This window comes from Sulfurimonas sp. (assembly GCF_041563035.1).
In the GTDB taxonomy this organism is placed as follows: Bacteria; Campylobacterota; Campylobacteria; order Campylobacterales; family Sulfurimonadaceae; genus Sulfurimonas.
On sequence record NZ_JBFFNS010000002.1, the window covers coordinates 162,352 to 183,016 of the forward strand.

At 33.8% G+C, this 20,665-nt stretch carries 19 protein-coding genes; 6 read left to right on the top strand and 13 right to left on the bottom strand.

Annotated elements, in window-relative coordinates; translation table 11 throughout:
• Positions 1 to 2: 2 nt before the first annotated feature.
• Genes ABZC13_RS03140 through ABZC13_RS03150 form a run of 3 tightly spaced genes read right to left on the bottom strand, consistent with a single transcriptional unit; the run spans position 3 to position 1,413 of the window.
• On the bottom strand, positions 3 to 392 hold the full coding sequence (locus ABZC13_RS03140; protein ID WP_372999934.1) for a DoxX family protein: 390 nt from the start codon (positions 390 to 392) through the stop codon (positions 3 to 5).
• Complete coding sequence (locus ABZC13_RS03145) at positions 379 to 1,215, bottom strand: mechanosensitive ion channel family protein (RefSeq protein WP_372999937.1); 837 nt, start codon at positions 1,213 to 1,215, stop codon at positions 379 to 381. The genes ABZC13_RS03140 and ABZC13_RS03145 overlap by 14 nt, the downstream gene beginning before the upstream one ends.
• 3 nt (positions 1,216 to 1,218) lie before the next feature.
• Complete coding sequence (locus tag ABZC13_RS03150; RefSeq protein ID WP_372999939.1) at positions 1,219 to 1,413, bottom strand: hypothetical protein; 195 nt, start codon at positions 1,411 to 1,413, stop codon at positions 1,219 to 1,221.
• A gap of 32 nt (positions 1,414 to 1,445) precedes the next feature.
• Here ABZC13_RS03150 and ABZC13_RS03155 point away from each other — a divergent pair, with 32 nt between their 5' ends.
• Together ABZC13_RS03155 and ABZC13_RS03160 are read left to right on the top strand one after the other, a co-directional pair.
• Positions 1,446 to 2,132, top strand: coding sequence for a response regulator transcription factor (locus ABZC13_RS03155; protein ID WP_372999942.1), 687 nt, complete (start codon positions 1,446 to 1,448; stop codon positions 2,130 to 2,132).
• Between the two features lie 57 nt (positions 2,133 to 2,189).
• Positions 2,190 to 2,576 carry a hypothetical protein gene (locus ABZC13_RS03160; protein ID WP_372999945.1) on the top strand — a complete coding sequence of 129 codons (387 nt, stop codon included), beginning with the start codon at positions 2,190 to 2,192 and terminating at the stop codon, positions 2,574 to 2,576.
• Between the two features lie 54 nt (positions 2,577 to 2,630).
• Here the strand turns inward: ABZC13_RS03160 and ABZC13_RS03165 are convergent, their stop codons facing one another.
• The 6 genes from ABZC13_RS03165 to ABZC13_RS03190 form a co-directional block, all read right to left on the bottom strand.
• Positions 2,631 to 5,699: an efflux RND transporter permease subunit gene (locus ABZC13_RS03165; RefSeq protein WP_372999948.1), complete on the bottom strand. Its 3,069-nt coding sequence runs from the start codon at positions 5,697 to 5,699 to the stop codon at positions 2,631 to 2,633.
• Positions 5,692 to 6,756, bottom strand: a complete 1,065-nt coding sequence (locus ABZC13_RS03170) for an efflux RND transporter periplasmic adaptor subunit (RefSeq protein ID WP_372999951.1) — start codon at positions 6,754 to 6,756, stop codon at positions 5,692 to 5,694. Before ABZC13_RS03170 ends, ABZC13_RS03165 begins: the two co-directional genes overlap by 8 nt.
• Entirely contained in the window at positions 6,753 to 7,940 is a 1,188-nt protein-coding gene (locus tag ABZC13_RS03175; protein ID WP_372999955.1) for a TolC family protein, read from the bottom strand. Before ABZC13_RS03175 ends, ABZC13_RS03170 begins: the two co-directional genes overlap by 4 nt.
• A 41-nt stretch (positions 7,941 to 7,981) precedes the next feature.
• Positions 7,982 to 8,230: a hypothetical protein gene (locus ABZC13_RS03180; protein WP_372999958.1), complete on the bottom strand. Its 249-nt coding sequence runs from the start codon at positions 8,228 to 8,230 to the stop codon at positions 7,982 to 7,984.
• 109 nt (positions 8,231 to 8,339) lie between these two features.
• Positions 8,340 to 10,199, bottom strand: coding sequence for a cache domain-containing protein (locus ABZC13_RS03185; protein WP_372999961.1), 1,860 nt, complete (start codon positions 10,197 to 10,199; stop codon positions 8,340 to 8,342).
• Entirely contained in the window at positions 10,196 to 11,386 is a 1,191-nt protein-coding gene (locus ABZC13_RS03190) for a DNA recombination protein RmuC (RefSeq protein ID WP_372999964.1), read from the bottom strand. Before ABZC13_RS03190 ends, ABZC13_RS03185 begins: the two co-directional genes overlap by 4 nt.
• A gap of 57 nt (positions 11,387 to 11,443) precedes the next feature.
• On the opposite strand from ABZC13_RS03190, the gene ABZC13_RS03195 reads away from it, so the two are divergent.
• The 4 genes from ABZC13_RS03195 to ABZC13_RS03210 all read left to right on the top strand — a co-directional run bounded on the left by ABZC13_RS03195 (position 11,444) and on the right by ABZC13_RS03210 (position 18,133).
• Positions 11,444 to 13,606 carry a bacteriohemerythrin gene (locus ABZC13_RS03195; RefSeq protein WP_372999967.1) on the top strand — a complete coding sequence of 721 codons (2,163 nt, stop codon included), beginning with the start codon at positions 11,444 to 11,446 and terminating at the stop codon, positions 13,604 to 13,606.
• A 55-nt stretch (positions 13,607 to 13,661) separates the two neighbouring features.
• The gene (locus ABZC13_RS03200; protein WP_372999970.1) at positions 13,662 to 15,830 is read left to right on the top strand and encodes a bacteriohemerythrin; all 2,169 of its coding nucleotides are present in this window, start codon (positions 13,662 to 13,664) and stop codon (positions 15,828 to 15,830) included.
• A 168-nt stretch (positions 15,831 to 15,998) separates the two neighbouring features.
• The gene (locus tag ABZC13_RS03205) at positions 15,999 to 17,582 is read left to right on the top strand and encodes a DEAD/DEAH box helicase (RefSeq protein WP_372999973.1); all 1,584 of its coding nucleotides are present in this window, start codon (positions 15,999 to 16,001) and stop codon (positions 17,580 to 17,582) included.
• A 176-nt stretch (positions 17,583 to 17,758) separates the two neighbouring features.
• Complete coding sequence (locus ABZC13_RS03210) at positions 17,759 to 18,133, top strand: HIT domain-containing protein (RefSeq protein ID WP_372999977.1); 375 nt, start codon at positions 17,759 to 17,761, stop codon at positions 18,131 to 18,133.
• A 9-nt stretch (positions 18,134 to 18,142) separates the two neighbouring features.
• Here the strand turns inward: ABZC13_RS03210 and ABZC13_RS03215 are convergent, their stop codons facing one another.
• Genes ABZC13_RS03215 through ABZC13_RS03230 form a run of 4 tightly spaced genes read right to left on the bottom strand, consistent with a single transcriptional unit; the run spans position 18,143 to position 20,665 of the window.
• Positions 18,143 to 19,141 (bottom strand): beta-ketoacyl-ACP synthase III, encoded by a 999-nt coding sequence (locus ABZC13_RS03215; protein ID WP_372999980.1) that lies wholly within the window; start codon positions 19,139 to 19,141, stop codon positions 18,143 to 18,145.
• Positions 19,141 to 20,139 (bottom strand): phosphate acyltransferase PlsX, encoded by a 999-nt coding sequence (gene plsX / locus ABZC13_RS03220; protein WP_372999983.1) that lies wholly within the window; start codon positions 20,137 to 20,139, stop codon positions 19,141 to 19,143. Before plsX ends, ABZC13_RS03215 begins: the two co-directional genes overlap by 1 nt.
• Before the next feature lie 3 nt (positions 20,140 to 20,142).
• Entirely contained in the window at positions 20,143 to 20,292 is a 150-nt protein-coding gene (rpmF, locus tag ABZC13_RS03225) for a 50S ribosomal protein L32 (protein ID WP_008335740.1), read from the bottom strand.
• Positions 20,293 to 20,308: 16 nt separating this feature from the next.
• Complete coding sequence (locus ABZC13_RS03230) at positions 20,309 to 20,665, bottom strand: hypothetical protein (RefSeq protein WP_372999986.1); 357 nt, start codon at positions 20,663 to 20,665, stop codon at positions 20,309 to 20,311.

Sequence of the window (20,665 nt, forward strand, 5' to 3'; positions counted from 1 at the left end):
TATTACTTGGAGTTAACGCTATACCTTCCTGAACCAAGTAAAAATAGAGATATTGAGAGTATCAAATAAAACAGTGGAAGTTCAATAACAGGTGCCCCATGTTTGCCTAATTCAAATAGTGACCCTCCGTGAGCTAAAAAGATAGCCATAAGCATATTTAGAGCTAAGACTACTGAAGCAACTCTAGCATATAGTCCAAGGATTATAAAGATAGGTACTACTACTTCACCTACATAAACTCCATAAGCTAAGAACTCGGGAAGTCCTGAATTAGTTGTAAGATACTTTACTCCACCTATGCCATTTATGATTTTGTCAATACCATGAAACAACATCATGATACCAAGACTAAGTCTAATAATTAACTTTGCTATATCGCTATTTTGAAACACTATCTTCTCCTAAAACTCTAATCTCTCTTTGAGGGAATGGTATTGTTATATCTGCACTGTTTAATGCTTTTAGAACTTTTATATTGACATCGTATTGTGTTTTAAAAAAACTCTTTGTAGGAACCCAGTATCTGTAAGCGATATCAACTGAGCTCTCATTAAATTTCTCAACTCCGACAATCGGTTCATTTTCACTATTTACATCTTTTTGAGAGAGTACAACATCTTTTATCGTACTTATTGCTTTTTCAACATCACTGTCATAAGCTACACCAACACTCCCTTCAACAACACGATAAGAAAATGAGTTTACTAAAACATCACCTATCATATACTTGTTTGGTATAGTTATCTGCTCACCATCTTCATTTCTCAAGATAGTGTAAGAAAGTTTTATATCTTCCACTTCTCCATAAACATCATTTACAGTTATTGTATCACCTATCTTAAATGGTTTAGTAAGAACAAGCACAATACCCGCAGCAAAGTTTGAAACACTTCCTTGAAGAGCTAGTCCAGCTGTAAGAGAAATTGCACCAAGAGCAGCTATAAAAGGGGCTATAGAGATGCCAAGTTTTCCAAGTGCGAGTATCACCATAATTGCAACAACTAAAAATCTTACAAAATTAGCAACAAATGCACTTAGAGTCTCATCTATTTTATTGTTTATCATAACCCTTAAAACAAGTTTTTGAACATATCTAGAGACAAAAACACCTATAATAATTATTATTAAGGCACCAAGAATTTGAAAAGAGTAGTTAGCTATAAATTCTACTACTATATTGTAAAACTTATTGACTTCTTCTAGTTCTTTATCCATAATTTACTCCTGTTTTTCGAGTCTAAACCTGCAACTTCCAACCGTAATGACCTTACCACCCTTTATGGCTTCTTTTACATAAGCCAGAGTTCCCTTTGGATCTGCATCTCCGATCTCTTCTTCTATCATCCTAAGAAGATCAGTCTCACTTGTTGTTGTCCATGTTTTTTCGTAGTTATATTGTGTTTGTATTTTCATAAGAGTATAATACCTAAAATGAGGAATAAATTATGAAAAATATGCTAAAAAATTTCACTATTCTTTATGTCGAAGACGAGGAGATGGTGCGAAAAAGTGCTGTCGAGTACTTAGAACGTGTTGCTAAAGAAGTTCTCCAAGCAAAAGATGGAAAAGAAGCCATTAAAGTCTGGAGGGAACATAAGCCCGATATAATCATCACAGATATAAGTATGCCTCGCCTTAATGGCATCGACATGGCGAGTTACATAAGAGCTCATGACAAAGATGTTCAAATCATCATAGCGACAGCTCACTCAGATACTGAGTATCTTCTAAAAGCAGTTGAGCTGCAACTTGTTAAGTACATTATAAAGCCTATAACAAAAGAAAAACTGATCGGTGCTTTAGAAAAATCTATGGAGCTTATTGAAGATAAGAGCAAATTCAATCTTTCACTATCTCCAACAGCACAATATAACGCTTATGAAAAGGTCATCTATGATAACGGTAAAGAGATAAAACTTACAAAAAACGAGACTCTTTTTCTTGATCTTTTAGCTCATCATCATACTAGAGTAGTCAAGTATGAGGAGATTGAAAGTGCTATCTGGGCGTATGACGGTATGAGTCAAGATGCCATTCGTTCTCTAGTTCGCGGAATAAGAAAAAAAGTTCCTGAGAATTGTATTGAAAATGTATCTGGAAGCGGATACAAGCTCCATACATATAGTGACTAATTATTATGAACATAGAGGTATGTTATAATACACTTATAAATAATACGGGGAGGTTCTATGATTAAAAAATTTCTAAATAGAACTGATAGATTTTTATGCGACAGTGTGAGAGAAATATTTGAAAAAGTCGAAGGTAAACATAGAGCTAAAAGAATTTCTGTAAATATATCTCAAGAGCTAAAAAACTTCGAAGCGAATCCTCTTACTTGTGTAGTTGGATGCGATACAAAGTTTGAGACAAATATCAAAATTCAAGTAAAGTTAATGCTTGGTATATTTTTTGTAGCTATCCCGCTTTTTGGATTTTTAGCACTTACATATATTCTAGACTATGCTTATAGTTACGCCTTTGTATTTACATTTATTGTTGCGATGTTAGCGACTAGCAGAATCGATGAGATAGCTAAAAGATATGTTAGTACAAGAGCATTAGAACTAATTTAATAACAAACTTTTTTATTCGCTTATCAGTAAATCTGACAAGCGAATATCCCATATTTAATCTTCTTTCTTCAAAACAAACCTATGATATAAAATAGGTAACAATACCAAAGTTAAAAATGTAGATGATACTAAACCGTTTATAATAACAATAGCTAAAGGCTTCTGTATCTCTGAACCTGGCCCTGTTGCAAAAAGCATAGGAATAAGACCAAGAGCCGCGATAGATGCAGTCATTAGAACCGGTCTTAATCTTCTAATGGAGCCTATTGTAACAAGCTCTAAAGAATCTTTTACACTATACTTTAAATAATTAAAATAGTTAAGCATTACTACTCCGTTTAGCACGGCTATACCCATAAGAGCAATAAATCCTACTGTTGCGGGTACACTCATGTACTCACCTGTGAAATAAAGTCCGAATACACCACCAATTAGAGCAAAAGGAATATTCAGCAGAACTAAAAATGCCTGCAGACTAGACTTGAATGTCATAAGCAGCAAAATAAAAACAAGCCCTATACTTAGAGGAACTATAAAAGAGAGTCTCGCAGCAGCTCTTTGCTGATTTTTATACTCTCCGGCATATTCAACAAAATATCCTTGTGGCAACTCTATAGAGGTTTCTATCTTACCACTTAACTCATCAACAAAACCAACTAAATCACGACCGACAACATTTGTCTGAACAAGACTTTTTCTCATCCCGTTTTCATGGTCTATCTGAACAGGTCCTTGTGTCATCTTAAAGTTTACTAACTCATTTATCTCAACACTGTTTCCATCTTTTAAAACATACTGTAAATCAACATTTGTGCTCATACTTGTTTGCAGGTTCTCTGAGCCTTTTATCATTAGTGGTATTCTTCTAAGGTCTTCTTGGATGATACCTACTTCTACACCGTTTACACTTGCTTGAAGGTATGATGAAAGTTCATCTCTACTAACCCCATACCTAGCCATTGCTTCATTTTTAAACTCTACTTCCCAGTATGCAACACCCTCATTTGCCTTTTTATAGACATCACTACTGCCCTTTATAGACTCTGTGATTTTTGCAATATCCTTTGCTATGCTTTCTAACTTGGCAGTATCTCCACCATAAATATTTACAACAATATCACCACGTGAACCACTTAGCATCTCAGATATTCTCATAGCAATAGGTTGTGTGAATCCATACTCAATACCGACAAACTCATCTAGAACTTTTCTAAACTCATCAAGTAACCACTCATTTGAAGGAACTCTCCATTCATCTTTTGGTTTAAGAACTAAAAATGTATCTGTATCGTTAAGACCCATTGGATCAAGACCAATCTCATCGCTGCCGCCACGGGCAACTATGGATATAATCTCAGGAACCTCTCTCATAAGAGATTGTTGAATCTTCAGATCTATCTCTTTACTGGCTTCAAGCGAGATAGATGGATTTTTCTCTATCCCGATGATTACATTACCCTCATCAAGAGTCGGCATGAAAGTCTTACCAACCTGAGTGTAAGCACCAACCGCGACTATCCATAAAATTGCCGCAACCAAGAAAACTATTTTTTGATGCGCTAAAGACCATTTTAGGATTTTTTCATATCTGTTTTCCAAAAAGACCATCATAGGAACTTTTTTATGCGGAACCTGTTTTAAAACATAATAACTGACTACCGGGATAAAAGTAAGTGCAAGTATAAGCGATGAAGTAAGTGCAAAAACAATACTAAGAGCGACGGGGACAAAAAGTTTTCCTTCTAAGCCTTCGAGCGTCAATAGTGGTAAGAAAACTATAATAATGATTAAAATACCTGTAAAAACAGGTGTAGCAACTTCTTTTGCCGACTTCATAACCAGTCTTAATTTAGGCTCATCTTTATACTTCTCATCATATAGATGCTCACTTATATTTTCAACCATAACAACACCAGCATCTACAAGCATACCAATGGCAATAGCTAAACCACCAAGGCTCATTAAGTTTGCAGTGATACCAAAATAACCCATAGCGACAAAAGTCATCATCCCTGCAAAAGGCAAGATGATGGCTACACTAAATGCGGATGCAAAGTTACCCAAAAATAAAAATAGAACTATCACTATCAAAACAAGTGCTTCTAAGAGTGCCATTGAAACAGTCTCTATCGCTTTTGAAACTAAGTCTGAACGATCATAAAAAATATTTATAGTTGTCCCTTTTGGCAGATCTTTTTCTATCATCTGAAGTTCTGCTTTTACTCTTTTTAAAACTCCTGATGTATCAACACCTTTTCTTGAGAGAATCAAACCCTGAACAGCCTCTTTTTTACCATCTTTTGTTACAAAACCGCCTCTTGTCAGCGAACCAATTCTGACCTCTGCAATATCCGATATCCTGATATTTCTGCCGTTTTCATACTTTACAATGAGGTTTGAAATATCCGGTATATCTTTCAGCCTTCCCTCTGAACGTATAAAAAGACTTTGCTCACCGATGGAAAGTCTACCAACTCCATCATTTTTATTATTTTCACTCAAGACTTCCTGTAGTGATTTCATATTTATTTTATAGAGTTTCATCTTTGCAAAATCTGGGACTATCTCATATGTCTTTACATATCCTCCGAGTGCATTTGTATCTGCTACACCATCAATAGAACGGATTTTTTTATTTATGACCCAGTCAAGAAGAGTTCTTTTTTGCATCAGATCAAGTGTGTCTGACTCTATTGTAAACATCAAAACTTCACCAAGAGGTGTAGTAATAGGAGCTAACCCGCCTGTAACATTTGCAGGCAATAAATCTTGAACCTCACTCAATCTTTGAGCAACCTGTTGTCTTGCCCAGTAAATATCAACTCCATCAGCAAAATCAATAGTAATATCACAAAGCCCATACTTAGCCAGTGATCTTACGATTTTCTGATCTGGTATACTTTGCATGTTTTGCTCGACCGGAATCATTACACGAGCTTCCATCTCAGCCGGAGTCATACCTGAAGACTTTAGAATTATTTTCACTTGAGTAGGCGCTACATCAGGGTAAGCATCTACAGGTAACTTAAGCATTGAATATGCTCCAAAAAAAAGAACTACAGTCGCGATTACAAGAACTAATACCTTTTGCCCAAGCGCAAAACTAATTAACTTTTCACTCATCTGGAGTTTCCATCGCACCCAATAGTGCTGATGTAGAGCTCACAGCTAAAGTATCTCCAGCTTTTAAATCAGCATTTACGACATAACAAACTGAACCCTCTTTAATAATAGTGACACTTACAACCTCAAAACCATTAGCTACTCTTTTAAAAACATAAGAGTTGTTTCCATCAAAAACTAAGGCACTCTTTTTGATTTTTACAGCACCGCTTATCTTTTTAGTGATAAGAACTGAGTAGATTCTATTTATCATAATATTTTTGGCATTATCGATTTTGGCTAGTACTTGAACTGATTGTGACTCGCTGTTTACTACATTTCCTATAGCCGTAATCTTTGCACTATATGCTTCAAAAACACACTCATCACCAATAGATATATTTGCTATTGCTTTAACAGGAACACTGAGTTCTAGAAATCTTTTTCCATCAGCATATATGCTCATCATACCACGGTTTGACTCTACTTTTTCCCCTATATTTACATCTATTTTATTGATTATTCCATCTCTTGGAGCAAGGATATTTATCTGCATGATCGGTTGATGGTTGTTTTGAACTCTGACTAACATCTCACTACTAAAACCACTCGCAAGAAGTTCATTTGCACTCAGTTTAACTCTTAAGTCACTGCTTTGCTTTTCTTGCAGTGATTCTAAAAGTTTTTTGTGTGAGACGATGCCTTCATTTTGAAGTTTTTTATTTCTCTCATAGTTTTTATCTATATTTTCACTCTCTATAAGAGCCTTAATATATTTTTCTTGCAGATTTAAAAGTTCATTACTTCTAAGAGAAATAAGTTTTTCTCCCTTTTTTACATGTTCTAATTTTCTAACATATATATTCTTAACAACAGCATCTACAGTTGAGCCTATAGAGATAATATCTCTCTTATCTAGCGTAACAATTCCATTATATGGTCCAACAGAAATAGAGTCAATGATTGTAACTTCTTGAGTTTTCACACCCAAGTCATCTTGTTGTTTTTTTGATATCTCTATAGTTTGAGATGCAAATAGACTCAGACTAACAACTAATAAAGTAAATATTTTTTTCATGATTCTTTTCCTAAATCTAAGTCAGCTTTTTTATATAGCTCAAAAAGCTCATAGTAGTAATTTTTTTTGATTCGTAGCATCTCTAGTAGGTTTTCTGAATACGACCTTGTAGCATCCAGGTACTCCATAACAGTACCTTCACCCTCACTAAGAGCAGATTTTGAAAGCTGTCTGAGTTCTAAACTCATAGGCAGAATCTCTTGGTTGAGCAGAATGTATTCATCATAGAGAGTCTCTACCTTTAGTTGAAGAGATTTTGAAGCGTTTTTTATTTCACAACTGAGAGCTTCTTTGGAAGCGAGCAGTGATGAGTTTTTATGCAAATACTCAGCCTGTTGTTTTTGAGTTTGAGTAGTTGCTCCGCCAAGCGGGATGCTCAGTCCAAAGGTATAACGCGTTTTATCCAGCTCTTTTTCATACAAGAGTTCATACCCAAGTGATTTGAATGATGAATTATAAACATCATAAAAAGATTTAGCTGAATTTTGCTGATATGTTATCTCTTTTATCTCACCATGTTCTTCGATGGAGTTTAGTTTAATATCTCTAGATATTTCTACTAAATCAGTACAGACAAGTTCATCTATAGTCAAATTATCTATAGATTCTTGAAGATATGATAACTCTGTTAAGTAACTTCTTTTATAAGAAGCTACTTTTTGCTGTAGCTTTGCCAAATCAAGCTTATTAAAAAGAAGACTCTTTTTAGAGATCTCCCCTAGATCATAAGCACGTTTTAGTTGATTAAATCTACTGCTTTGTTCTTTATAAAGAAGATCTGCTCCATCACGCATCTCTTTTGAAATACATGCTGAGTGATATCTTGATGATACTTCTAAATTAAGAATGTGAAGTTCATGCTTTGCCTTTTGTCTTATTGCTTTTGTTAAGGCGTCTGTTGCATCCGTTTTACTTGAAAGTGAAAATGGATGAGCCAAGTTTTGAGATATACCTACCGCATATTCTAAACCATCTTGAGTACTCTCATCGGCATGCGATAAGCTAAGTCCAAGTTCTGGTGCTTCCTGTGTATCAGCTAACTCGTTTTGAGCTATTTCTGAATAAGTTCTTTGTGTAATAGAGAGTGTTTTATTACTTTTTTGCAGTGCTTCTAAAATCTCTGATAAATTTTGAGCATAAGCATTAAGAGCAATGAAAAACACTAAAAATAGTTTTAGTTTCATTGTTGACCTTTTTTAAAATAATATATAGATTGAAAAAAAGATTAAGCTAAAGGAGGTCTTTGTGGAACGAGATTTACATGGGAGATTAAAATAAAAGGAGAAACAAATGGTTTAGCATCTAGAAGTTTTTCTTGTACTGACAATTCTGACTCACAATTAAAAGCCAAAATAGTATGAATAGCTTCATGAATATGAGCCTGTACATCTTTAGAAGTATCATATTGTTCCATATGATAGACTTCAGATTTAAAGTCTGAATGATGATCTACTACAACTATATAATCATGCATCACAAAAAAAGAGAATGTGAAAAGCAAAACCGATAGTATTTTATTTTTAATTGATTTCATATGCGCGTATTCTATACTAAGATAAACAATAAATAATTAAAAAGTAAAATTAAATCTCAATTTTAAAACAAGCACCATCTTCAGAATTACTAACACTCAGTTTTCCACCTAGATGCTCTTCTATAATCATCTTAGACATATAAAGTCCTAATCCTGTTCCACTTTGATTATCTTTTGTAGAGAAGTATGGGTCAAAAATTTTATCTATTATTTTTTCATCTACTCCACCACCGTTATCACATACCTCAACAATAAGCTTTTCTCTTTCGCATCTGGATCTAATTACTATTTTTGGATTTTTTATCTTTTTATCGACTAAGATATCTTTTGCATTTTTAATCAGGTTCAGCATAACTTGGATGAACTCATTTTTATATATATGAGTCAAGTCCCGTCCATATGATTCCAATTCCACTTCGACACCACTGACTTCGAGTGACTTTTGCATAAGTGAAACACTTGTAGTCACAACATCGCTTACTAAAACAAACTCTTTATCTTTATCCGGTCTAAAGTAGTTCCTAAAATCATCTATAGTTACTGACATAAATTCTAAAAGAGTATTCCCCTCTTTTAGCTTATCGTCAAGATACTCTTTTGTTAACTCTTTATACTCATAAGCGGAGTCGATGTTCATAAAGAGATATGACATTTGATTTAGCGGTTGTCTCCACTGATGAGCGATCATACTAAGCATATCCCCCATCTCAGCCATTTTTGACTGTTGAATAAGCATCTTATCTTTTTGTCTATGAGCTTTTAAGCCGTCTGAAACTCTTTGTTCTAAAGACTCATTTAACTTCTCTAGCTCATCAGTTCTTTTTTGAACCTCAATCTGGTACTGAGAAAATATCTGGTTTATTTTTCTGGATAATAAAAGAGACAAGATAACAACAAACACAACAATAGATGCTGAAGCTTTTATTATAAACTCTAACTCATTGTCGAGCATCTCTTCTAGCTCAGTCTGTTTTTTCAACTCTTTTTTACTCATTTTAGATATTTCAAACCCATAGACCAAGTACCAATCAAGCGGTTCATAATATCTACTGTAATAGTAAATACCATCTACCTTATCTTTATACCAAGTTGGCTCTTTAGAGAGATTTTCACTTATAACTTCAAGAGACTCGTCTCCTAGAAACTCTCTCATTTTTTTAGATAGAAAAATAGCTTTTTTATTATCATAAAGCCCCATAAAGTCAGCACTATCCATAGGTATACTTTGAAGCATACCTAAAAGTGATGCTTTTAAAGCATCTAACTTTTGCAATACATTTGTAGATGATCCTATATACCAGTCATACATATCCAAGTTTTTTACCAAGATTATTTGCTTTCCGGAACCGGTATAGAAATTACTCTCTAAAAAACCTTCACCCTCTTTTCTCACTTTTTGTATCTCTTCTAGGATGATAGACCTTCCATCGACATCTTCATATGCACTAATATTTTTTTGATTTAGTAAAGAGCTTCTTGATAGTATACTGTTTCCTGTAAAATCAGCTATAAAGATGTAGTCTTTTTTTGTACTGTATGTCATTTGATTTAGAGCATCAATGATGCGTTCTTTAATCTCCAGATTGCCTTTTTTTCCTTCGTACTTCTCATAAATAAATCTGGCACTTTTATATGCCATATCTACCCTTGTCTGCAACTCTTCTTTTATATCTTCTTCTACCCTGTTACTTCTATAATCAAAAAGAAGGTTCAGCTGCTGAACCCATATCTCACTCTTTGCTTTTTTAGACTCAACATGCTCTTTTATAGCACGCTCTTTTACATGATAAAAGTATGCATTTACTTTTTCAATATAAAAAGTAGTGATAAAAAAACTTGCGGTTAATACAAGAGCCAAAGGAACAACAACTATCAGATAGGGTATGATTCTTTTTTCATTAATTTTCATGATTCATCTTCACTTGAAATATTTAATACTTTTCTTGGTTTAATACCAAGTTCCACCATATTCTCAGCACGCTTTATAATATTACCTTTTCCAGATTTAAGTCTCTTTATCGAAGTATCGTAAGCATCTTGAGCTTTTTGTAAGTGAGCGCCGACTTTATGCATCTCATCAACAAATAAAACAAGTTTTTCGTACATAGCCTCTGCCTCACTAGCAATTTTTTTAGCATGTTCTTCTTGTCTTTGTGTACGCCAAATATGCTCTATAGTTCTCAGCGTAACCAATAAAGTTGAAGGAGAAACCACTAAAATATTACTATTATATGCTCGTTTAAAAAACTCCCCATCTGCTTCAAGAGCGAGTAAGAAAGCTCCCTCTATCGGCATAAACAGAAGCACAAAATCAAGAGTGTTTACTCCTTCTAAGCTCTCATACTTTTTAGAACTTAGATCTTTTATATGTCCGCCAATTGAGTTGATATGCTCCCTTAAAGCTAAAGACTTGGCATCTGGGTCATCTTCACTCATAAACCTCTCATAAGCAACAAGTGAAACTTTCGAGTCAATAATTATATCTCTCTCCTGAGGCATATGAATAACTACATCAGGTCTATATGCTTTACCTTCTACAGATTTTAGTGTAGCTTGTGTTTTATATTCTATTCCTTTGCGAAGACCAGACTCTTCAAGTATTCTCTCTAAAACTATCTCACCCCAGTTTCCCTGTGTTTTATTCTCACCTTTGAGAGCATTTGTTAAGTTTACTGCCTCTTGTGATAGTTGTGAATTCATTTCTTTCAGGCGAATAAGTTCATCTTTTAAAAGATGTCTCTCTTTTGCCTCATAACTGAACTGTTCTCGTGATTGAGTTGAAAAATTTGTAATTTGTTCACGAAATGGACGAAGCAGCATCTCAAACTGTTCTTTATGAGTATGATTAAACTTTTTTGATTTATCTTCAAATATCTGGTTTGCAAGTAGTTTAAACTCTCTAGAGAGTTCTTCCTTTGCATTTTGCATTATTTCTAACTTTTCTTTAGAGGATTTACTCTCCTCTTCATAACGACTACTCAGTACTGCATATCTAAGTCGTAAATTATTTTTATCTTGGAGAGTCGCTAAGTAGAGGTAAGCCAAAATTAAAATAATTACACCACCAGCTATTAAAAGCATTAAATACAGATCCATTAAGCCACCCTATCTCTTTTATGGGAAAATTATACTACATTATGTTAAAATCCTATTATGGTAGAATGGAATGAAGGTCTTAGTCTTGGAGTAAAATCCTTAGATGATGACCATAAAAATCTTTTAAATATTATTAATAAACTTGCACTAGCAATAAACAACGATGAGGCTCAAAAATTTATAGACAGCATCTTTGAAGACTTACAAAACTATGCGATAGATCATTTTCGCAGAGAAGAAGAGTTGCTTAAAAAATGTAACTGTAAAAAATTAGATCAGCATATAAAGCAGCATCGGGAATTTAGCTCAAAAATCCCAGAACTAAAAGCAAATCTTTCACATTCAAAAGATTCCTCAAGTGCACAGGAAGTTAGTTTTTTCCTGACAGACTGGCTATTTAACCACATCATAGAAGAAGATATTCCTGCAATAAGCATGTTTGAAGAGTGTGGATTAACTAAAGAAAAAAAAGAAAAGAAACATATACTCTCAAAACTAATCAAAAAGACTACAGACAAATTTAGCTTTACAAGAAGAATACTATTATCAGCACTTACTCCACTGATAGGAATGCTACTCTTTGGAATAATCATTTTACATAATAATTTTAACAAATATGAAGATATGAAAAAGACTTCAGCTATTACCAATATCATCTCAAATATAGATGAGTTAGTACACGCTTTACAGATAGAGAGAGGCTTAAGCAGTGGCTATCTAACTTCATCTCAAAATAAGTTCAAAGACAATCTGCAAGTCCAAAGAACTGTCGTAGACATGGCTACAAAAGAATTTCTTTATAAAGTAGAGATTACAGAGATAAAAAATATAAAAGTTATTCAACCATATATAAATAGATTTAAAACCGACATATCATCTATTATCAACCTTAGAAAAGATATTGATGAAAAAATAATTACACAAGTTCGTACAATAGACATGTATACAGAAATAATTAAAAATATTCTAAGTATAACTCCAAAAGTTGCATTTTTGAATCTAGACAGAGAAGTTTCTTCTTCAATCGCTACACTATCATCAATTCAACACCTAAAAGAAGCTCTTGGGCAAGAGAGAGCTTACGGAACTATGATAATAGAGCAAAAGGATGCTACACAAAAAGAGTATATTACTTTTACCAAACTTATAGGAACTCAACAGGCTTTTTTAAATACTTTTGAGCAAACAGCCTCCGGCGCACAAAAACACACCAATGAAACTATCAGAAATTCTGTCATTGCTAAGCTGGTAAACTCCTATGAAAAGAGTATAGGAATACGCAGATTTGACAAGCTAGATACAGAAGTATGGTTTAGATCTATGACTAACTTTATTAATGATTTAAAACTATTTGAAGATGAACTTTTGTTTGATATTAATCTACTTATTGACAGACGTATTAATGATACTATTATAAATTTTCTTTTGTGGCTATCCTTTACAGGTACCATACTTATTATTACGCTCTCAATTTTATATACATTCAAAAAGAGTACAAAATTTCAAATTTATCAACTAACAAATGCTATGAAAGATCTGGCAACAGGAGGAAGATCTCACAGACTATCTCCAATACACATAAATAGAGATGAACTAGCATATATGTATGATGCTTATGAAACGACTAGACAAAAGCTTCTCAAAGGTGATATCTACACTCAACTATATTTGAGTAGAAAAGAGCTAGAAATCAAAAAGCACCAAAAAGAAAATATAAAACTTGAAGAGCTTGCATTTATAGATCCTTTAACCGGAACATTAAATCGTCGTAAATTTGAGGAACTCTCAAATCTAGAGTTGGAACGATCTAAACGTTATAAAAGTGATCTTAGTTTTTTAATGCTTGACATAGATCACTTTAAAATCATAAACGATACATACGGACACGCAATAGGTGATGATATTCTAAAACATTTTTCATCTATATGTTTAGATATGGCCAGAAGCCTAGATATAGTAGCCAGAATTGGTGGAGAAGAGTTTATAATCATGCTTCCTGAGACTACAAGTGAGGGTGCTTATATTTTTGCCGAGAGATTTCGTGAAAAGATATACTCTTGCGAAGTAGAGTTGGAAGGTCAGGTTATAAAATACAGTGTCAGTATCGGTATCGCTGTTTTAGATAAAGATAAAGAAGTAAAAGAGATTCTACAAAAGGCCGATAAAGCTCTATATAAAGCTAAAGAATCAGGAAGAAACTGCACAATTGTCTACAAATAAGATGTCTTTTTTTTGTTTTAACAACCCTATGATACTTATTGCAATATAATTAATTATGATAAATTGGAATAATGGGTTAAACATTGGAGTCAAAGAGTTAGATGACGACCATAAAAACATACTAAAGATAATAAATACCCTGTCAGTAGCTATAAGAGATGATGAAACAGAAGCTGTCATAGATAGTATATTTGATGACTTAGAAGAGAATACGAAAACACACTTTAACAGAGAAGAGATTTTTTTACAAAAATGTAATTATCCAAAAATTAAAGAACGGATAGAACATCACAGAGATTTAATCAAAAAATTTCCAGAGCTAAAAACTAAGCTCACAAATTCACTTAACACTGAAAATGCACAAGAGGTTAGTTATTTTTTAACGGATTGGCTATTTAATCATATTATCGAAGAAGACATTCCAGCAACAGATACTTTTGAAAAATGTTCTCTATCGAAGAAGCATGAACCTAAACAGTCACTACTTAAGCGAATAATCAATAAAACAACTAAGGCATTTAGTTTTACAAAACGAATATTCTTATTGTCTGTTATTCCACTTACTGGGATGCTGATTTTTGCCTTTATTCTTCTTTTCAATGACTATAGCAGATATGAAGATATAAAAAAGACATCAAGTTTTACTCATATTATTTCAAATATTAATGAATTAGCACATTCACTACAAATTGAAAGAGGTTTAAGCTCCGGATACATATCTTCATCTCAAACTAAATTTAAAGAGAGGCTCAACAAACAAAGAATAATTGTTCAAAAATCAATAGAATCATTTAATAATAAGCTTCTGAGTGTACATGGTGATAAACTTTTAGTCATTAATCCTTTTATAGAAACATTTACAAAAGATATAAATACACTCGATAATTTTCGAAAAAAAATAGATGCCAATACTGTGTCTCAGAGCAGTATAATAAATTTCTACACAGACATAATCAGAAATATTTTAGGCATAACCTCTAAAATGGCAATTTATAATCTTGATAAAGAAATTTCTTCATCCATATCTTCTCTCTCGTCACTCTTACAGTATAAAGAGTCCTTAGGTCTAAAAAGAGCATATGGAACAATAATTTTAGAAAATGATGAGATATCAAGTAAAAAAGAATATATTAATTTCATTCAACTCTCTGGTTCTCAAAGTACTCTTATAAACAACTTCAATCATACAGCTACAGCACTTCAAAAAGATACACTAAATTCAATAATAAACTCTTCTCTTTCGAATAAAATTTATAATATTGAAACTAGTATAAAAAATCACAATTTTCAAGGTCTGAATTCTGTAATTTGGTTTGAATCTATGACAGAACTTATAAACAGTATGAAAATATTTGAAGATAAACTCACAAATGAAATTAGCATGCTAATCAGAAATGAACTAGAAGATGCTACAGATAAACTTCTCAAGTGGATTTTATACTCGAGTATAATTTTTATTTTAACTGTTATTATAATATACGTGTTTGAACAGAGTTCAAAAAATGAAATATATCAATTGATAGATGCTATGAAGCATTTGGCACGTGGAGAAAGAACACTTAAACTAAAATCTACAAGTACAAATGATGAAATGGCTAAAATGTACAGCGCTTATGAAACAACAAGACAAAAACTTTTACAAGGTGATATGTATACCCAACTCTACTTAAGTAAAAAAGAATTAGAAATTCAAAGACATCAAAAACAAAATCTAAAACTGGAAAAAATAGCATTCATTGATGTTTTAACAGGAGTTTTGAATCGTCGTAAGTTTGAGGAAATATCTAATAAAGAGATAGAACGCTCTACTAGATACGGAAGGGATTTGAGCTTTTTAATGCTCGATATTGACAATTTTAAGTCACTTAACGATACCTATGGGCATTCACTAGGAGATAAAGTTCTTCAGCATTTTTCTTCAACTTGTTTAAATATGGCTAGAAACATAGATGTTATTGCGCGTATTGGCGGAGAAGAGTTTGCTATTATGCTTCCGGAAGTAGAGAGTCAAGGTGCTTACTTATTTGCCGAGAGATTTCGTGAAAAAATATACTCTTCTGAAGTACACATAGAAGATTACATTATTAAATACAGTGTTAGCATCGGTATTGCTACTTTAGATATAGATAAAGACAAAGAACTAAAAGATATTTTACAAAAAGCTGACAAAGCTCTATACAAAGCTAAAGAATTAGGGAAAAACTGCAGTATAATCTATAAATAGGCTTTTTTGCTAGCTTTTTTTACACAATATAAACTTAAATTATTTTAACTATAATCACTTTCAAGATAAACTTTGTTTAGTTTGGGTATAATTCGCGAAATACTTTAAGGGGAAGGTGCCTTTGCGTTCGGCAAACTTGTATCATCTCCTTACTATTAAAGGATATTGATGCAAGAAAATGCACAAACAGAAGATAATACACCAGTTGAAGAAACTTTACTCACATTTGCAGACTTAGGTTTAAGTAAAGACATACTTAGAAGCGTACAACAAGCAGGCTTTGTAACTCCAAGCCCTATCCAAGCAGCAGCTATTCCTCTTGTATTACAAGGTCGTGACATTGTTGGTCAGGCACATACAGGAACAGGAAAAACAGCAGCTTTTGGTCTTCCTGCACTTAATAACATTGATGTAAGAAACGGTGTTGAAATTTTAGTAATTACTCCAACCAGAGAACTTGCTACACAAGTAAGCGATGAATTATTCAAGTATGGTAGAAACATAAATGCTAGAACCGTTACAGTTTATGGCGGTAGCTCATATAAAAGACAAATAGACCTTATTGAGCGTGGAGCAAGTGTTGTAGTTGCTACTCCAGGTCGTCTACTAGATATTCTCAAAAAAGATATGGTCAAAGATTTTACACCGAGTATAGTTGTATTAGATGAAGCTGATGAGATGCTGGATATGGGATTTTTAGATGATATCAATGAAATTTTTTCATACCTCCCGACAAATCGTCAAACACTACTTTTCTCAGCTACTATGCCGAAGCCTATTAAGCTTCTAGCAGAGCGTATTTTAGATAATCCGGAATTTATATCTATTACAAAAGGTGAAACTACAAATACTGATATTGAACAACTTTACTATGTAATTGAAGAATCAGAAAGAGATGACGCGATTATTCGTCTTATGGACTCTGAAGATACTAAAAAATCAGTTGTATTTTGTAGAACAAAAAGTGAAGTAGACAGACTATCAAATGTTCTTTCTAACGCTGGTTACTTAGCAAACGGTCTTCATGGAGATATGGAGCAGCGTCAACGTGAGACAGTTATTAAAGGTTTCAAAAGTAACTCTGTAAAAGTTCTTGTTGCTACTGACGTTGCTGCACGTGGTATACATGTTGATAATATTTCCCATGTTTTCAACTACCATATTCCTTTTGATCCTGAGTCTTATGTTCACCGTATCGGTAGAACTGGTCGTGCTGGTACAAAAGGTAAGGCAATTACACTTTTAACTCCGCTAGAGTTTAAAGAACTTCAACGTATTAAGCAAAAAGTTGGAACTTCAATGGGTCACGCCTATGTTCCAAGTAAAAATGACTTAAGAAGTTCTACTATTGAGACTTTAGTTAAAAAAGTTGAAGATCATAAAATCTACGACGAAGCTCATAAAGTTTTAGATAGGTTACGTGAAGATATAGATGAAGAGCAAATGGCTTACAAGCTAATCTCAATGTTACTGGATCAACAAGATATAAAAGGGCCAAACCAAATTGGTATTCCTGCTGATAAAATGGATGCAATTCTTGCTCGTGCTGCTCAAAGAGGTGGTCAATCTCGTGGTAGAGGCGGTCCTCGTGGTAGAAGCGGCAGTGGCGGTGGTTACCGTGGCAATAAGCCTCGTACTGGCGGAGGTGGAGATCGCAACCGTGATGGTGGCGGAAGTCGTGATGGCGGTGGTTACCGTGGAAATCGTGATAAAAACCGCTCAGGTGGAAGCTCTAATAGACATAGAGACTAAGCTTTTAATAAGCCCCTATCTTATGGGGTTTATCTTATATAAATACTTCAAGTACAGCTACACATCAAGAAAAATAAAATAAACAACTTCCCCATACAAAAAGCTATCATAAGTAATATAATTATTTATAAAAATTATATTACTTATGATATTATATCAGCAAACAAAGGATTTTTATGCATATGCTTATTTACGAAGATAGTGAGATTTATATAGAAAAACATGATAGTGAGATTCCTTGGTTAAAAATTTTCACAAAAGAACCTTATAAAGAGTTGGGTGACGTTCCAAAAGTTCTAAGAATCAAACTGTGGGAAGTGTATGATATTCTTGAATATGAGATGAAACACTACTATAATCCTACAAAAATAAATATGGCTTCATTTGCTAATATGCTTCCAAGAGTTCATATACATGTAATGGCTAGATTTGAAGAGGATTCTTATTTTCCTAACCCAATGTGGGGAGAAAAATTAAGAGATGGAAATGTAGAACTACCACCTGCTAAAGATTTTTATAAGAGAGTTTTTAACGCTTTACAGAGTGTGTAGTTTATCTATCTATTTTAATGGAGAAAAAGGAACTAATGCTGAGCCCCAAGTAAGTCCACCACCAAAGGCGTCTAGCAACATAAGCTCCCCTGATTTAAGTGTTCCTTGCTCATATATATCATTGATAGCCATAGGGATAGACGCTCCAGATGTGTTACCGTATTTTGCAACAGTTAAAACAACTTGCTCTTCTTTTAGTTTTAGGGCATCTCCAACCGCTTTAATAATACGGTAGTTAGCTTGATGTGGTACAAAATGCTTAATTGCTTCACTTTCAATGTTATTTTCTTTTAAAATCTCAACTACATCTTTTGTGAGTGTACGTACAGCAACTTTAAAAGTTTCATTACCTTTCATCTGCATAAAACAGCTAGAAGCTTCTTGATCTAGCGAATCGTGAACTGAACCACTACCACCATTGGGAGTCATAAGAAGATCTGCATATTCACCGTCTGCACCAGTATGTACATCAATTATAGCTTCATCTTTGTTATCTGTTGCACTGATTATAGCAGCACCGGCTCCATCACCAAAAAGGATACACGTACCTCTGTCACTATAGTCAGTTATAGCAGATAGTTTTTCAGCACCTATTATTAGAACATTTTTTTTCATTCCTGATTCTATAAATGCTTTTGCAATAGATAGGATGTAAACGAAACCCGTACATGCAGCAGAGATGTCAAATGCAGTAACATTTCTAAGTCCAAGTTTAGTTGAAATAATAGTAGCAGTAGATGGCATACAGAAATAATCAGGTGATATCGTTGCACAAACAACCATATCTATATCTTCTTTAGCTATACCGCTTCGCTCTATAGCTTTTTTTGCAGCTTCAACACCCATATCACTAGTTGTCTCATATTTTGCTGCTATATGACGCTCTTTAATACCTGTTCTTTTGGTAATCCACTCATCAGTAGTATCAACCATTTTAGAAAGGTCTTCATTAGTCAAGATATCAATTGGTGCATATGCTCCAATTGAACGAAATGCAGCATAAGCCATTAAACTTCCTTATTTTTTAACTCTTCAAGTCTTGAGACAATATGCTCATTTACACCGGTGTCTACATAGTTTATAGCCTGATAGATTGCGTTTTCAATAGCTTTAGAATTACTCTTTCCATGACTAACAATTGCACAACCTTTGATTCCGATAAGTGGAGCACCACCTATTTCAGCATAATCAATTTGTTTTTTGAGAAGTTTGAAAACTTTTCTCATCAATAGTGCACCCGTAATGGCAACAGGAGATTTTCTAATATAGTCTTTAATAAGCTGGCTTATAGTAGATGCAACACCCTCACTAGCTTTAAGTACAAGGTTTCCAACAAAACCATCGCAAGTTATTACATCACAAGAGCCGTTAAAGATATCGCTACCTTCTACATTTCCTTTAAAGCCTTTATAACCTTCTAAGATTTTAAAAGCTTCTTTTGTAACTTCATTGCCCTTAGAAGATTCTTCACCATTAGCAAGAATACCAATGCTTGGATTCTCAATCTTTAGTAAGTCTTCCGCGTAACAACCACCCATGACTGCGAACTCTGCAATGTGCTGAGCTTTAGAATCAACATTTGCACCTGCGTCAAGCAAAATAGATCGGCGACCAGTTTTTGTTGGCATAAGAGTAGCAAGAGCAGGACGAGAAACGCCTTTAAGACGACCAAGTCTAAGTGTTGCAAGAGTCATAGTTGCACCGCTGTGTCCGGCAGAAACAATGCCGTCAGCTTCACCATTTCTTACAAGTTCTATCGCCTTGTATATAGTGCTTTCTTTTCTCTTTACAGCATCTGTTGCAGCATCTGACATTGAGATAACATCATCAGCTTCAACAATAGAAATTTTAGCTCTATAACGTTTCGGTAACAGAGGTAAAATTTCATCTTTTTTACCAACTAAGATAGGTATAAAAAGTTTTTTCTTGAGTGCTTGAACACAGCCTTTTACAATTGGTTCGGGACCAAAGTCCCCTCCCATTGCATCAATAGCAATTTTTACCATTGATTACTTATACTCACCAGTCGTTGGGTTGATGTGGTGAGGTAGTTTGTATGTTCCGTCTTTATCTTTAACCGGTTTAGCTAAAGTGATTTTATAGTGAGTTCTTCTTTTCGCTGAACGAGAGTGAGAGACTCTTCTTTTAGGTACTGCCATAATTTATATCCTTTCGTTATTTAGTTTTACAATTTTCGCAACTGTGATAGTCACTTTTGATTAGCTCAATTTCAGAGTTTAAAAGCTCATCTATATCGGCTATAGAGTTGAAAGACTCAACAACATCTAATTCGATGTTACCTTCATCTTCATAAACACCATCAGAGATAAAAAATTCTATCTCTTCATTTACTGGTAATTTTAACTCTTCACCACATTGGTTACACTCAGTAAGTGCTATGCCATCTAGATTAGCTTTTAGCAAAATCAATTTGCCAGAATCATACTGTAAATAACCTTTAAAAGTTATTTCATCTGATTTAACTTCAAAATCTACCGGCGTATTGCCTACTTTTCTAAGAGTAACTTTCAT

Bases quoted from the DNA above. Each gene is read 5' to 3' on its own strand.
- ABZC13_RS03230 (WP_372999986.1), bottom strand. From the start codon at position 20,665: ATGAAAGTTACTCTTAGAAAAGTAGGCAATACGCCGGTAGATTTTGAA.
- ABZC13_RS03205 (WP_372999973.1), top strand. From the start codon at position 15,999: ATGCAAGAAAATGCACAAACAGAAGATAATACACCAGTTGAAGAAACT.
- rpmF (WP_008335740.1), bottom strand. From the start codon at position 20,292: ATGGCAGTACCTAAAAGAAGAGTCTCTCACTCTCGTTCAGCGAAAAGA.
- ABZC13_RS03160 (WP_372999945.1), top strand. From the start codon at position 2,190: ATGATTAAAAAATTTCTAAATAGAACTGATAGATTTTTATGCGACAGT.
- ABZC13_RS03210 (WP_372999977.1), top strand. From the start codon at position 17,759: ATGCATATGCTTATTTACGAAGATAGTGAGATTTATATAGAAAAACAT.
- plsX (WP_372999983.1), bottom strand. From the start codon at position 20,139: ATGGTAAAAATTGCTATTGATGCAATGGGAGGGGACTTTGGTCCCGAA.
- ABZC13_RS03180 (WP_372999958.1), bottom strand. From the start codon at position 8,230: ATGCATGATTATATAGTTGTAGTAGATCATCATTCAGACTTTAAATCT.
- ABZC13_RS03185 (WP_372999961.1), bottom strand. From the start codon at position 10,199: ATGAAAATTAATGAAAAAAGAATCATACCCTATCTGATAGTTGTTGTT.
- ABZC13_RS03200 (WP_372999970.1), top strand. From the start codon at position 13,662: ATGATAAATTGGAATAATGGGTTAAACATTGGAGTCAAAGAGTTAGAT.
- ABZC13_RS03170 (WP_372999951.1), bottom strand. From the start codon at position 6,756: ATGAAAAAAATATTTACTTTATTAGTTGTTAGTCTGAGTCTATTTGCA.
- ABZC13_RS03195 (WP_372999967.1), top strand. From the start codon at position 11,444: ATGGTAGAATGGAATGAAGGTCTTAGTCTTGGAGTAAAATCCTTAGAT.
- ABZC13_RS03150 (WP_372999939.1), bottom strand. From the start codon at position 1,413: ATGAAAATACAAACACAATATAACTACGAAAAAACATGGACAACAACA.
- ABZC13_RS03145 (WP_372999937.1), bottom strand. From the start codon at position 1,215: ATGGATAAAGAACTAGAAGAAGTCAATAAGTTTTACAATATAGTAGTA.
- ABZC13_RS03190 (WP_372999964.1), bottom strand. From the start codon at position 11,386: ATGGATCTGTATTTAATGCTTTTAATAGCTGGTGGTGTAATTATTTTA.
- ABZC13_RS03175 (WP_372999955.1), bottom strand. From the start codon at position 7,940: ATGAAACTAAAACTATTTTTAGTGTTTTTCATTGCTCTTAATGCTTAT.
- ABZC13_RS03165 (WP_372999948.1), bottom strand. From the start codon at position 5,699: ATGAGTGAAAAGTTAATTAGTTTTGCGCTTGGGCAAAAGGTATTAGTT.
- ABZC13_RS03215 (WP_372999980.1), bottom strand. From the start codon at position 19,141: ATGGCTTATGCTGCATTTCGTTCAATTGGAGCATATGCACCAATTGAT.
- ABZC13_RS03155 (WP_372999942.1), top strand. From the start codon at position 1,446: ATGAAAAATATGCTAAAAAATTTCACTATTCTTTATGTCGAAGACGAG.